This is a genomic window from Paenarthrobacter nicotinovorans (genome assembly GCF_021919345.1).
In the GTDB taxonomy this organism is placed as follows: Bacteria; Actinomycetota; Actinomycetes; order Actinomycetales; family Micrococcaceae; genus Arthrobacter; species Arthrobacter nicotinovorans.
The window spans coordinates 1,089,536-1,102,463 of sequence record NZ_CP089293.1 but is presented as its reverse complement, the minus strand read 5'-3'; the positions used below and the strand labels follow the sequence as shown (position 1 = coordinate 1,102,463).

The window sequence follows — 12,928 nt, the reverse complement described above, 5'->3', positions numbered from 1 at the left end:
GGCACGTTTCCACCGACGCAGGGAGGGCCATGGATTTCCAGCACATCATCGAGGCCGTTGGCAGGTACATGGATGCTGCGGGGGTGGCCGTCATGGTGGTTGGAGCTTTGGTTTCCATCCCCATGGCCCTGCGCGGCTACCAGCCGGAACGGGCCAGGGGCTTGGCGCCATTCACCCCGTACCGGGCCTACCGGCAGTTGCTGGGCCGCTCCATCCTGTTGGGCCTTGAGCTCCTGGTGGCGGCGGACATCATCCGTACCGTCGCGGTGACGCCAACTTTCGAGAGTGTCGGCGTCCTGGCGATCATCGTGCTCATCCGGACTTTCCTCAGCTTTTCGCTCGAGCTGGAAATAACCGGCCGCTGGCCGTGGCAGAAGGAAAAAAGCCCGGACGCCACCGTGCCGCTACGATCGGATGCATGACGCAGCCGTGGGGACCGGACATTCTTGGCGAAGGTTTTGAACAGCAAACGCTGAAGCTCGACGGCGACGCTGTCGCCACCTTGGTGCGTTACGTCGGTTCCGGTCCGCAATGGCTCGATGCTCCGGAGGGCGTTGGCCTCGACGCAGACGTCCTCTACGTTCATGGCTGGTCCGACTACTTCTTCCAACGCCACCTCGCCGAATTCTGGCAGCGGGCCGGGGCGCGCTTCTACGCCCTGGACCTGCATAACTACGGCCGCAGCCTGCGGCCTGGACTGGTACCGGGGTTCGTCACCAACCTCACGGATTACGACGCCGACATCGCGGCCGCCTTGGACGCCATGGGGCGTTCAGGTGCGCCGGGTGAAGACCGTCCACTCATCCTGCTGGGACACTCCACCGGCGGGCTGACACTAAGCCTCTGGGCGCACCGCCATCCCGGTATGGCCTCGGCACTGGTCCTCAACAGCCCGTGGCTGGAGTTCCAGGCCACCGAACTTGGCCGCCGCGCGATTGCGCCGCTTGTGGGTCTGCATGCCCGGCTCCACCCGCTGGCGCCGCTGCCGCCCGTGGATCCGGGAATTTACACGCGTGCAGTCTCAGCAGCCCTCGACGGCGAATGGGACTACAACCTCGACTGGCGCCCCGACCGGGGATTCCCCATCACGCCGGCATTCCTGGACGCTGTATTCCGCGGCCAGGCAACAGTCGCCGCAGGTCTGGGCATCGACACACCCGTGCTCGTGTTGCTCTCCGACAAGAGCTACCTGCAACCGAAGTGGTCCGCAGATGCGCTCACTGCGGACGTGGCACTGAACGTGGACGCCGTGGCCCACCGTGCCCTGTCCCTGGCGGACACAGTCACAGTGAGCCGGCTGCCCAACGCCTTCCACGACATCTTCCTCTCCCCGGAACCCATCCGCAGGGAAGCGTTTGAGCGCATCGGCCGCTGGCTGCCCATGGCCCTGCAACCGGCCGACGCCATGGAGTGGGAAGCCAGGACAGCGGGCTTGTAGCCCTCGCCCGGTCCTGCCGTTGTTAGCCCGCTGCAGTGGGCCATGCAGTCCGCAGCAGCACGGGAGGGTACGCCAGCGAGGGCAGCCCGCGGGGATCCGTAGGCGGCAGGCCTACTTGCCAAGCCCCGCCCGGCGCAAGGCCTCAGCCATGGCGGTGTTGGCCGGAGCTGCTTGGGCCTGCTGGGGTTTGCCCTGTCGCGGGTTGCGTTGTTGCGGGCTGCCCTGGCCTTGCCGCTGGCCCGGCTGACCGCCGCGCTGACCCGACTGGCCGCCGCCCCGCTGGCCAGGCTGACCGCCCGAGTCACGCCCTCCTGCTGCACGCCCACCCGAGGTGCGGCCACCTGCAGAGCCGGGTTCGTCGTCGAGCCTGAGCGTCAGGGAAATGCGCTTGCGCTCCGGGTCGGCCTCCAGCACCTTGACGCGGACCACTTGGCCGGACTTCACGATTTCGCGCGGATCAGAGACGAACTTGTTGGACAGGGCCGAGACGTGCACCAGACCGTCCTGGTGCACCCCGACATCCACAAAAGCGCCGAACGCGGCAACGTTGGTGACCGTACCTTCCAGGATCATGCCCGGCTTGAGGTCGGAGATCTTCTCGATGCCCTCGGAGAACGACGCCGCCTTGAATGCCGGACGAGGGTCGCGGCCGGGCTTCTCGAGTTCGGACATGATGTCCTTGACCGTCGGCAGGCCGAAGGTACCGTCAACGAACGCCTGCGGATCCAGCGCCGTGGCGGGACCCCCGCCCGCTGCCACGAGGATCTTGCGGGCCACGGAATACGCTTCGGGGTGCACGCTGGAGGCATCCAGAGGCTCCGCTCCCCCGGTGATGCGGAGGAAGCCGGCGCACTGTTCGAACGCCTTGGCCCCCAAACGGGGAACCTTCTTGAGGTCGCTGCGCTTGGCGAACGGACCGTTCTCGTTCCGGTAGGCCACGATGTTTTCGCTCAGCAACGGCCCGACACCGGCCACGCGGCTCAGCAACGCAGGCGAGGCGGTGTTCACATCCACGCCCACGGCGTTCACGCAGTCCTCCACCACCGCGTCCAAGGACCGGTCCAGCTTCGCGGCAGTGACATCGTGCTGGTACTGGCCCACGCCGATGGACTTTGGCTCGATCTTCACCAGTTCCGCCAAGGGGTCCTGGAGGCGCCGTGCGATGGACACAGCGCCACGCAGCGAAACGTCCATCCCGGGAAGTTCCGAAGCCGCCAAGGCAGATGCTGAATAAACAGAAGCCCCGGCCTCGGAGACAACAAGCTTCTGGATCCCCTTGGAGCCGGCAGCTTCAAGGGACTTGATCAGCTCGGTGGCAAGCTTATCCGTCTCACGGGATGCCGTTCCGTTGCCGATCGCCACGAGTTCCACGTTGTGCTGCTTGGCGAGCCGGCCCAGGGTTGCCAAGGCTTCGTCCCATTTCCTGGCGGGAGCGTGGGGGTAGATCGTGTCCGTGGTGACCACCTTGCCGGTGCCGTCCACCACAGCCACTTTCACACCCGTCCGCAGACCCGGGTCCAGTCCCAGGGTGGCCCGGTTGCCTGCCGGGGCGGCGAGCAGGACGTCGCGAAGGTTGGCCGCGAAGACGCGCACAGCCTCGTCCTCTGCGTCAGCGAACATGCGGCCGCGAAGATCCGTGGTGAGGCGGTCCAGGATCCTGCCACGCCAGGCGAGCTGAGCCGTCTGCATCAGCCAAGCATCGGCGGGACGGCCCTGGTTGGCGACGCCGAGGCACTTGGCCACAGCGTTCTCGTACTTGCCGCGGGCGGCGGCCAGGGCGTCGTCGTCGGTCGGGTCTGCTTCGGCGAGATCCAGCTCAAGGACGCCGTCCTTCTCGCCTCGCAGCAGGGCAAGCACGCGGTGCGACGGCATCCCGGACGGCACCTGCGTGAACTCGAAATAGTCCTTGAACTTCTGGCCCTCGGCCTCCATGCCCTTCTTGACGCGGGACACCATGCGGCCCTGCTTCCACAGGCGTTCGCGAAGGTCCTCGGCGAGGTCCGGGTCCTGCCCGACGCGCTCCACCAAAATTGCACGGGCACCGGCGAGCGCCGTGGCGGCGTCCTCGATGGAGTGCTCGCTGTTCAAGTACTTGGCGGCTTCGGCGGCGGGGTCCAGCTGCGGGTTGGCGAGAAGGCCGTCGGCCAACGGCTCAAGACCGGCTTCGCGGGCGATCTGCGCTTTGGTGCGCCGCTTGGATTTGAAGGGAAGGTAGATGTCTTCGAGCCGGGCTTTGGTATCGGCCCCGATGACGGCGGCCTCCAGTTCCGGGGTCAGCTTGCCTTGCGAGGCAATCGCCTCGAGGACGGCCTTGCGGCGTTCTTCCAGCTCACGAAGGTATCTGAGGCGCTCTTCTAGGTCACGCAGCTGGGTGTCATCGAGCATCCCGGTGACTTCCTTGCGGTAGCGGGCGATGAAGGGGACGGTGGATCCGGCGTCGAGCAGTTCCACCGCGGCCTTGACTTGCCAGGCTTTGACGCCGAGTTCTTCTGCGATTTGTGCGTGGATGGCGGAGTCGGCTGACTGGTGTTGGAGATTTGAAGTCACCATGACAGTTTGCCTCACGAGGGCTTGCCTGTGGGAACGGGCCGCGAGGCGTTCCCGTGGCGGGAGTGCCTCGCGGCAGCTGGCCTTGCCCTCCGGCGTGGTTTAGTGCGCCATGTGCTCCTTGGCGGAGATGTGCTCCACCATTTCGCCGAGGCGCTGCTCGGCGTAGTGGTTGCGGGCAATGTCACCCTGGCTGATGATGCCCACCAGTTTGTGGTCGCTGATGACGGGCAGGCGGCGTACCTGGTGCTCCTCCATCATGGCCACGGCGTCGTCAACGCTGGCATCGGCGTCCACCCAGTAGGGCTTGCCGCCGGCGAGCTCGCTGGCTAGGACTTGCCGGGCGTCCTTGCCCTCGGCCAAACACTTGACCACGATGTCGCGGTCCGTGATGAAGCCGGTGAGCTTGCCGTCATTGCCGCAGATGGGAAGCGAACCGCAGTCCAGGTCCCTCATCAGCACGGCGGCTTCCTGGAGAGTTTTGTCCTCGGCGATGCACTGGGCATTCGTCGTCATGAATTCACGCACGGCACTCATGGGTCCTCCTTCATCGATTGGGATTATCGACGCGGGGCCCTTCGGCTCCAACGCCGATGATGCCAGACTACGCCCGCCAAGTAGCCGTGACCAGAAGGATTTCAGTCCTCCGCGATGTCCTCGGCCCAGAGTTCCGGATGCTCATCCTGGAAAGCGCGCATCATGTCCACGCAGCGTTGGTCATCCAGCACAATGACCTCCACGCCGCGTGAGCGCAGGAGTTCGAATTCGCCCGGAAACGTCTCGGCCTCCCCCACCACCACGCGCGGAATCTTGAACTGGATGATGGTCCCGGTGCACATCGCGCACGGGGCAAGGGTGGTGTACAGGGTGGTGTCGCGGTAACTCTTTTGCCGGCCGGCCGCACGCAGTGCCGACATTTCCCCATGCGCAATGGGGTCGCCGTGCTGGACGCGCTCGTTATGCCCGCTTGCTATGACTTCTCCGGCCCTCGCCAAGGCGGCTCCGATGGGGATTCCGCCCTCGTTGAGGCTCTTCTGCGCGGCTTGGTAGGCGGCTTCGAACGCGGGATCTGCTGTGGGCATTGTTTCGGTCATGGGTGCAGTCTAAATCGGAGGGAGGCTACATTGCCGGGCTATATTGTCGGGGCCCGCTGATAGCTTGGCTTGCAAGGGTATTCACAGCAAGGAAGGCAGGTGGCCCGCGGTGTTCTTTCTCGATCCGGAGCCGGCAGGCGCCCCGCAGGATCTGGTCTTCTCGGCCAGCGATCTGGTGATCGCGGCTACCTGCGAGTACCAATTGCTCCGCAAGCTCGACGAAAAACTGGGCCGCACTCCGAAGCCGGATTTCCCTGCCGATGCCATGCTGGAACGCACTGCGGCACTCGGCGACGTCCACGAACACCGGGTTCTGGAGGAATTCGTGGACCGGTTCGGCCAGTGGGACCCGGCCACGGGAACCGGGGTTTACGACGTCGTTCCCGCCACTGCGATGGACCGCGGCACGTTGAGGGCCAAGCATGCGGAATCCCTCGATGCCTTGCGTGCCGGTGCGGATGTCGTTTTCCAGGCCGCCTTCTTTGATGGCACGTTCCACGGTCGATCCGACTTCCTGGTCAAGCGGCCAGGCGGTCAGTATGCAGTGTTCGACACCAAGCTGGCGCGCCACGCCAAAGTCACAGCCCTCCTGCAGCTGGCCGCCTATGGGGACCAACTCATTCAGGCCGGCATCACACCGGACCCCCAGGTCACCCTGGTGCTGGGCAACCGGGTCCAGAGCGATCATCCGCTTTCCCAAATTTTGCCCGTGTTCAAGGAACGCCGCGAACGGTTCCTCGGAATGACCGCTGCGCACCGTTCAGGCAGCGAACCGGTTGCCTGGGGCGACCCCCGGTACTCTGCGTGTGGCCGCTGCGACTACTGCGCGGAGCAGGTCCAGCTGCACCGGGATCTGCTCATGGTCGCGGGCATGCGTATCAGCAGACGCAAGAAGTTGATCGAGGACGGCGTCACCACCATCGACCAGCTGGCCGCCCTGCCGGCCACGGGCGATCCCACGCTGCTGCGGTTCCGGGAACAGGCGAGGCTCCAAACGGGAACCGGGACCCCGGACGGCACTGTGGAGTACACGGACGCGTCCGGAGAAGCCAAAGCAATCAGTTACAACGTGCTGGCTGACAACACGCTGGGACGCCTCCCGACGCCGGACCCCGGCGACATCTTCTTCGATTTCGAAGGCGACCCCCTGTGGCAGGATCCAGCTACCGGAAAATGGGGCCTGGAATACCTGTTCGGTGTCGTGGAGAACCCTGTTGAGCCTGGCGCATCTCCGGTGTTCCGTCCCTTTTGGGCGCACTCCCGGACGGAGGAAGGCCAGGCGTTCGTGGACTTCCTGGAATACGTCGCCAAGCGCCGCGCACAATATCCGGGCATGCATATCTACCACTACGCTGCCTACGAAAAAACTGCACTGCGCAATCTTTCCCTGACACATGTGGTGGGTGAAACCGCCGTCGACGACCTCCTGCGCGAAGGCGTCCTCGTGGACCTTTACGACACCGTCCGGCACAGTATCCGGATTTCCTCGAACTCCTACAGCATCAAGAAACTTGAGCCCTTGTACATGGGCCAGCACCTCCGCTCCGGTGACGTGACCGACGCTGGCGCGTCCGTGGTGGCCTACGCGGATTTCTGTACGGCCCGGGACACCGGACAGGCTGCCGTAGCCGCTGAGATCCTGGAAGGTATCCGGGACTACAACGAGTACGACTGCCTCTCCACGCTGGAACTGCGCAACTGGTTGCTTGCGCGGGCGGCGGAACGCTCCATCACTCCCGGATCGTTCCGCGACGAGACCAATGACGCAGCAGATGCTGAAGAGGACAGCAGTAAAGACACTCCCAAGTACGAGGCCGCACCCGAAGAGACGGCACTGTTCGACTACCTCGCCGGGCTCCCGGAGGCCGAACGAGCCACTCCGGATGCCCTGGCCATCCGCATTGTCGCAGCGGGTGTCGGCTACCACCGGCGTGAAGACAAGCAGCATTGGTGGGGCCACTTCGATCGTCTTGAGAAACCCACCTCCCAATGGGACGACGCCCGTGACTTGTTCATCGTGGACCATGCCGAGTTGCTGCAGGACTGGGCCAGGCCAACGCCCCGCAGCAACCCGGTCCGGATCGTCAAACTGCTTGGACGTTCCGGTGACGGTGCGGGGTTGGATCCGGGCAAGAGCTACTTCAGGATGTACGGCCCCCCGCTGCCGGAGGCCCTGTCAGCGAAGGAATCATCAGTTCTCGGCCGCGCCGGCTGGAGCAACACCAAAGTCACTGAGGTGGGCGAAGACGGGGACTTCGAGTCAGTCATCATCGCCGAAAGCCTTCGCAAGGACTCCACGGAGTTCACCCAACTGCCCATGGCTTTGACCCCTGACAGCCCCATTCCGACGAACGGTCAGAGGGCAGCGCTGGCAGCATTGGCCACCAAGCTCCGGGACGGGTTGCCCGCATGGCCCAAGGACGCGGCGCTGGATCTGGTCCGCCGGCAACCACCCAGGCTGCGCAGCCTCGACGCACTGCCCGCTGTTGGGTCCGGGCCCGACGGATACATTGACGCAATTACCGCCGCAGTGAAGGACCTTGACCATTCATACCTGGCGGTCCAGGGCCCTCCGGGGAGTGGAAAAACCCACGTTGGCGCGCACGTTTTGGCCCGGCTCGTGGCCGAGGGCTGGAAGGTCGGCGTCGTGGCACAATCACACGCCGTGGTCGAGCACATGCTGTGCGCCGCCGTGGAGAAGGCCGGGGTGGACCCGATGCGGGTGGCCAAAGAGGTCAAACACAACGACCCCGTGCCGTGGAACGGGTGCGGGAAGGCCGACGTGGCGGAGGCGTTGTCCATGCCCGGCGGTGCCCTGATCGGCGGCACAGCCTGGGCCATGGTGGGCAAGGAGGTCCCTGCGGGAGCCCTGGACCTGCTGGTCATCGACGAAGCAGGCCAGTTCTCCCTGGCCAATACCATGGCCGTCAGCCGGGCAACCAAGCGGCTCCTCCTGCTGGGTGATCCCCAGCAGCTCCCGCAGGTCACCCAGGGGACGCACCCTGAGCCCGTTGACGAGTCAGCTCTGGGCTGGTTATCCGACGGTTACAACACACTGCCGGCTGAGCTTGGCTACTTCCTGGCGCTGTCATGGCGCATGCATCCGGATCTGTGCAGTGCCGTGTCCGAGCTCTCGTACGACTCCCGGCTGGAAGCGGCACCCGCAGCCTCAGAGCGCTGGCTGGAAGGTGCCGACCCGGGAATTTCGACCGTCTACGTCCACCACACCGGGAACTCGACATCCTCAGCCGAGGAAGCGGCGGAAGTCCTCCGGCAAGTGCAGGCCCACCTCGGCCTGACATGGCACGACCCCTCCCAATCCCCGAAAAGCCCATCCCCGGAGGGCCGTGCTTTGGAAGGCCGTGCCCCGGAGGGCCGTGCTTCGGAGGGCCGTGCCCTGGACGAGAGCGACATCCTGGTGGTCGCGCCCTACAACGCGCAGGTACAGCTCATCAAGCATGAACTCCACGCTGCCGGCCTGAACAAGGTCCGGGTAGGGACAGTGGACAAGTTCCAAGGCCAGGAAGCTCCCGTGGTCATCGTGTCCATGGCTGCATCCGCCGCCGGAGAAGTCCCTCGCGGCATGGAGTTCCTGCTCTCACGCAACCGGATCAACGTGGCGGTCTCCCGCGGACAGTGGCGGGCCGTCGTCGTGCGTTCTCCCGAACTGACCAACTACCTGCCGACACATCCGGAAGGACTGGAAAACCTGGGCGGCTTCGTGGCCCTCTGCCAGCGGAGTTTTTGTACACTTACTGCCCTTTAGAGGGCGCCTTAAGGGCGTCTGCTGTACAAAAACTCAGGGCCTCATCCAGGACACGGCCAAAGTTCGCTGCGTCGTGCGCGAAGCGGCCAAGGAAGAGGCCGGAAACACCCGTAAGTCGGGGCAGGAGGCCGGGTTTCGCCGAGCCCCCGTAGATCACGGGAAGGCCCGCCAAAGCGTGCTGCGCCAAAGCCTCGCGCAAGGCGCCGACCACCTGGGAAACGTATTCGGCCGAGGCCGGTTCGGGAGCGCCAATGGCCCACACCGGCTCATACGCAATCACGAGCCGGGCAGCCACGGCCCAGTCGCCGGACACGGCCGCCTTGATCTGGTGGAAGACAATCTCTGCTGCGGCCTCCGGCGCGCAGGCCTCGGTCTCGCCAACGCACAACAGCGGAGTAAGGCCGGACCCGACGGCGGCGCCCACTTTCAGGGCCACCACCGCATCGTCTTCGGCAAAGTGCCGGCGGCGTTCGGCGTGCCCGATTTCCACCAGGCCAACGCCAAGCTCAGCGAGCATCGACGGCGCTACCTCACCAGTCCAGGGCCCGTCGGACCAACCACAGTTCTGCGCGCCGAGGACCAGCGGCGAGTCAGCCACCAGCGCAGCCGCCGCAGGGAGGACCGGGAACGAGGGGATGACAAACGGGACTACCCGCCCGGCCGCGAGGGCCGGACGGGCGTCCACTTCTGCCACCAACTGCTCCAGCCACGCGAGGCTGCGGGCGTACCCCATGTACATCTTGGTACTGACTCCGATGTACAGGGCGTCCTGAGAGGTCCTGGCTGCTGCGTTCATTACTACTTGTCCAGCAGCTCGTCGGCCTTGTTGGAGAAGACACGGGTGCCGAACATCATCACCGCGGCCAGGAAGGGCAGGACCCCAAGGGCGTAAACACCCATGGTCCCCGTGTCCGAGGCCGTCATCTGGTTGACTGAGGTGCGCAGGATCGGTGCGACGAAACCGCCCAGGTTACCCAGGGAGTTGATGAGGCCGATGCCTGCAGCTGCAGCCGTTCCGGTGAGGAACGCCGTCGGGTATGACCATGCGATCGGACCGATCGCCAGGAAGCTGCACACCGCCAGGGTGATAAAGATGATGCCGAGGACAGGCTGGTGGTTGGCGCCGGCCCAGGCGGAACCGAAGATGCACAGACCTGTGGAGACGAACAAAGCCGTGCCCCAGCGGCGCCGGCGGAGGACCGTGTTGGCTGCCTTCCCGATGAAGAAGCAGGCAAAGATGCCAAAGAACCATGGGATGGCGGTCAGCAGTCCGACGGCGAGCCCTACCTTTTGTCCTGTCAGCTGGGACACCTGTTGGGGAAGGTAGAACGTGACACCGTACACCGCGATCTGCAGGCAGAAGTAGATGACGGTGAAGTACCAGACCTTGCCATTCTTCATCGAAGCCATGACGCCGCGGGGGCCGGATTCTTCCTTCACGGTGTCTTCCAGCGCCATGACATCGGTCAGGGCCACCTTTTCTTCCTTGCTCAGGAACTTGGCATCTTGGGGGCTGTTGATGAGGAAGAAGAAGGCAGCAATACCGGCCAGGACAGCGAGCATGCCTTCGACGAAGAACATCACCTGCCACCCGGCAACCCCCGGAACCTGGTCACCAATGTTGATGAGCCAGCCCGAGAGCGGGGCGCCGATCATCTGCGAGAACGGCTGGGCAAGGTAGAAGATGGCGAACATCTTCACACGGACCTTGTTGGGGAACCATGCGGCGAGGAACATGATCACGCCGGGGAACAGCCCGGCTTCAGTCACGCCCAGCAGGAACCGGAGGATGATGAACGAGGTTTCACCCTGCACGAACGCGAAGCATGCGGAGACTATGCCCCACGTGACCGCAATGCGTGCAAGCCACATTTTCGCGCCAAACTTGGTCAGCAGCAGGTTGCTGGGGATTTCAAACAGGGCGTAGCCGATGAAGAAAATACCGGCTCCCAGAGCGTAGGCCCCGGCGGTGATGCCCTTGTCCACACCGAGTGCCGCTTCGGCGAAGCCCACGTTGGTGCGGTCAAGGAAAGCTACTACGTACAGGATGACCAACATGGGCATCAGCCGGAATGAAGCCTTGGATATGGCCGATTTCAGGACCGGCGAATCCAGCAATTCCTTGGTGGAACTCGAGGCAACAGACATCGAAACTCCTCTTTGAGTAGTCAATTGGGGGGAGATAACCTCATCGGGCTATCAGCGCGGGAAGAAAATGAGCACCAGGCCCACGACGCAGACGACGACGCCCACGGCAAGGTAGATCTTTCTTTCTCGGGTCCAGGTCTTCATCGGCGAAGGCCTAGTGCATGTACAGTCCGCCATCCACATTCAGCGTCTGGCCGGAGATGTATCCGGAGTCCTCGCTGATGAGGAAGGCGATGGCGGCAGCGATGTCACGCGTGGAGCCCACGCGGTTCACTACCAGGTCCTTGGTGAGTTCATCCTTGCGTTCCTGGCTCAGCGTGCCACCCATGATGTCGGTGTCGATGGGCCCCGGTGAGATGGCGTTGACGGTAATGTCGTATTCCCCCAGCTCGCGCGCCGTAGCACGGGTCAGTCCGATGACGCCCGCCTTGGCCACGGAGTACGGGGTCTTGGAGAACGTGCCGCCGCCACGCTGGGCGGAAACCGATGAAATGTTGACGATTCGTCCGATGCGGTTCTTCACCATGGATTCGGCAACGCGCCGGGTGGCGTAGTGGACGCCGTTGAGGTTGATGTTCAGCACGCGGTCCCACTCGGCCGGCTCGAGTTCGAGGTAGCCGATGGGCGAGCTGACGCCGGCAACGTTGGCCAGTGCCACGATCTGGGGCAGTTCTGCCTCAAGCTCGTCAATGGCTGCACGTACTTCGGATTCGCTGGCAACGTTGGCGCCTACGCCGTGGGCTAGGACACCGTATTCGGCGGCGATCTCCTTCGCGGCAGCCTTGCAAGCAGCGTCGTCGAGGTCGATGATGCCGATGTTCCAGCCCTGCGCGGCGAGGTAGTTGACGGTGGCGCGGCCGATGCCGCGCTCGGAAACAGCACCCGTGACGATTGCGGTGCGTTCTGCGGGGAAAGTCATGTGGTTTCTCCTGGATTAGTTGATCGGGGCCGGGCCAAGCTCTTCAATGAGCTTCTGCATGGCGACGTAGGCCTTGTTGCGGTAGGCGATCAGTTCCGGGGTGCGTTCTGCCGGAACATTGAGGAAGCCCGCACCGGTCTTGGTGCCGAGCTTGCCGGCCTCCACCAAGTCGGAGAGGATCTTCGGCGTCGCGAAGCGCTCCGGGAATCCGGTCTGCAGCGACTTGTAGCAGAAGTTGTAGACATCCAAGCCGGCCATGTCCGCAATGGCGAACGGACCGAAGAAGGGCAAACGGAAGCCGAACGTCGTGCGCACCAGCGTGTCGACGTCGTCGGCTGTTGCGATTCCCTGCTCCACCAGCTGTGCCGCCTCGTGGAACAGCGCGTACTGCAGGCGGTTGAGGACAAAGCCGGTGACGTCCTTCACGACGGCGGTCTGCTTGCCGGCCGCGTGGACGAGGTCACGCGAAGCGGACACCGTTGCCGCGGAAGTACCTGCGTGGGGAATGACCTCCACGCCGGGAATGAACGGTGACGGGTTGGAGAAGTGGACGCCCAGGAAACGCTCCGGGTTTGTCACGGCCTCGGCCAGCGCCGCAATGGAAATCGTTGAGGTGTTGGAGCCGATCACTGCATCCGGACGGGCTGCGGCGCTGATCCGTGCGAGCGTTTGGTGCTTGATCTCCAGCACCTCGGGAACGCATTCTTCGATGAAGTCGGCGTCGGCAACAGCTTTCTCGATGTCCTTGGCAGCCCACAGGTTCTGCTTGAGGATCTCCGTGGAGCCTTCAGGGAAAAGGCCGTCCGCGATGAACTGCTCGGACTCCACCAGGAGGCGGTCGTAGTTCTTCTGCGCAACTTCGGCGGACACGTCAGCCAGCGCAACGCGTGCTCCACCGAGTGCCAGGACCTGCGCGATTCCGCCGCCCATGTAGCCGGAGCCAACGACGGCGATCTTCCGGGCTGCGTTGTTTACAGCGGCTTCAGTGGTTTGAGTGCCTTCGGAAACGGTCATGA

Annotated in this window: 10 protein-coding genes; 3 read left to right on the top strand and 7 right to left on the bottom strand. The window is 64.2% G+C overall.

Annotated features, from left to right (window positions below; all coding sequences use genetic code 11):
• Nucleotides 1–29 precede the first annotated feature (29 nt).
• Both JMY29_RS05250 and JMY29_RS05245 read left to right on the top strand, forming a co-directional pair.
• Nucleotides 30–422: a DUF1622 domain-containing protein gene (locus JMY29_RS05250; RefSeq protein ID WP_189075986.1), complete on the top strand. Its 393-nt coding sequence runs from the start codon at nucleotides 30–32 to the stop codon at nucleotides 420–422.
• Nucleotides 419–1,438: an alpha/beta hydrolase gene (locus JMY29_RS05245; RefSeq protein ID WP_189075987.1), complete on the top strand. Its 1,020-nt coding sequence runs from the start codon at nucleotides 419–421 to the stop codon at nucleotides 1,436–1,438. The genes JMY29_RS05250 and JMY29_RS05245 overlap by 4 nt, the downstream gene beginning before the upstream one ends.
• 111 nt (nucleotides 1,439–1,549) lie before the next feature.
• Here JMY29_RS05245 and JMY29_RS05240 read toward each other — a convergent pair whose 3' ends face one another.
• From JMY29_RS05240 to JMY29_RS05230, 3 genes are all read right to left on the bottom strand, one after another.
• A complete protein-coding gene (locus JMY29_RS05240) occupies nucleotides 1,550–3,988 on the bottom strand; it encodes a Tex family protein (RefSeq protein ID WP_189075988.1) in 2,439 nt (812 codons plus the stop codon).
• Nucleotides 3,989–4,087: 99 nt separating this feature from the next.
• Nucleotides 4,088–4,522 (bottom strand): CBS domain-containing protein, encoded by a 435-nt coding sequence (locus tag JMY29_RS05235; RefSeq protein WP_018777131.1) that lies wholly within the window; start codon nucleotides 4,520–4,522, stop codon nucleotides 4,088–4,090.
• Between the two features lie 101 nt (nucleotides 4,523–4,623).
• Nucleotides 4,624–5,079, bottom strand: a complete 456-nt coding sequence (locus JMY29_RS05230) for a nucleoside deaminase (RefSeq protein WP_189075989.1) — start codon at nucleotides 5,077–5,079, stop codon at nucleotides 4,624–4,626.
• 109 nt (nucleotides 5,080–5,188) lie between these two features.
• Between JMY29_RS05230 and JMY29_RS05225 the strand changes: the two genes are divergently transcribed.
• Nucleotides 5,189–8,845, top strand: a complete 3,657-nt coding sequence (locus JMY29_RS05225; protein WP_189075990.1) for a TM0106 family RecB-like putative nuclease — start codon at nucleotides 5,189–5,191, stop codon at nucleotides 8,843–8,845.
• Here the strand turns inward: JMY29_RS05225 and JMY29_RS05220 are convergent.
• From JMY29_RS05220 to JMY29_RS05205, 4 genes are all read right to left on the bottom strand, one after another.
• A complete protein-coding gene (locus JMY29_RS05220; protein ID WP_189075991.1) occupies nucleotides 8,832–9,641 on the bottom strand; it encodes a triose-phosphate isomerase family protein in 810 nt (269 codons plus the stop codon). The genes JMY29_RS05225 and JMY29_RS05220 overlap by 14 nt on opposite strands.
• Before the next feature lie 2 nt (nucleotides 9,642–9,643).
• Nucleotides 9,644–10,993, bottom strand: a complete 1,350-nt coding sequence (locus JMY29_RS05215; RefSeq protein WP_018777127.1) for an MFS transporter — start codon at nucleotides 10,991–10,993, stop codon at nucleotides 9,644–9,646.
• Between the two features lie 154 nt (nucleotides 10,994–11,147).
• On the bottom strand, nucleotides 11,148–11,912 hold the full coding sequence (locus JMY29_RS05210) for an SDR family NAD(P)-dependent oxidoreductase (RefSeq protein ID WP_189075992.1): 765 nt from the start codon (nucleotides 11,910–11,912) through the stop codon (nucleotides 11,148–11,150).
• Nucleotides 11,913–11,927: 15 nt separating this feature from the next.
• Nucleotides 11,928–12,926: a 3-hydroxyacyl-CoA dehydrogenase family protein gene (locus JMY29_RS05205; protein ID WP_189075993.1), complete on the bottom strand. Its 999-nt coding sequence runs from the start codon at nucleotides 12,924–12,926 to the stop codon at nucleotides 11,928–11,930.
• Between the last annotated feature and the right edge of the window lie 2 nt (nucleotides 12,927–12,928).

Coding starts and splice junctions, on each gene's coding strand:
- JMY29_RS05235 (WP_018777131.1), bottom strand. CDS start 4,522: ATGAGTGCCGTGCGTGAATTCATGACGACGAATGCCCAGTGCATCGCC.
- JMY29_RS05250 (WP_189075986.1), top strand. CDS start 30: ATGGATTTCCAGCACATCATCGAGGCCGTTGGCAGGTACATGGATGCT.
- JMY29_RS05210 (WP_189075992.1), bottom strand. CDS start 11,912: ATGACTTTCCCCGCAGAACGCACCGCAATCGTCACGGGTGCTGTTTCC.
- JMY29_RS05240 (WP_189075988.1), bottom strand. CDS start 3,988: ATGGTGACTTCAAATCTCCAACACCAGTCAGCCGACTCCGCCATCCAC.
- JMY29_RS05205 (WP_189075993.1), bottom strand. CDS start 12,926: ATGACCGTTTCCGAAGGCACTCAAACCACTGAAGCCGCTGTAAACAAC.
- JMY29_RS05245 (WP_189075987.1), top strand. CDS start 419: ATGACGCAGCCGTGGGGACCGGACATTCTTGGCGAAGGTTTTGAACAG.
- JMY29_RS05215 (WP_018777127.1), bottom strand. CDS start 10,993: ATGTCTGTTGCCTCGAGTTCCACCAAGGAATTGCTGGATTCGCCGGTC.
- JMY29_RS05230 (WP_189075989.1), bottom strand. CDS start 5,079: ATGACCGAAACAATGCCCACAGCAGATCCCGCGTTCGAAGCCGCCTAC.
- JMY29_RS05220 (WP_189075991.1), bottom strand. CDS start 9,641: ATGAACGCAGCAGCCAGGACCTCTCAGGACGCCCTGTACATCGGAGTC.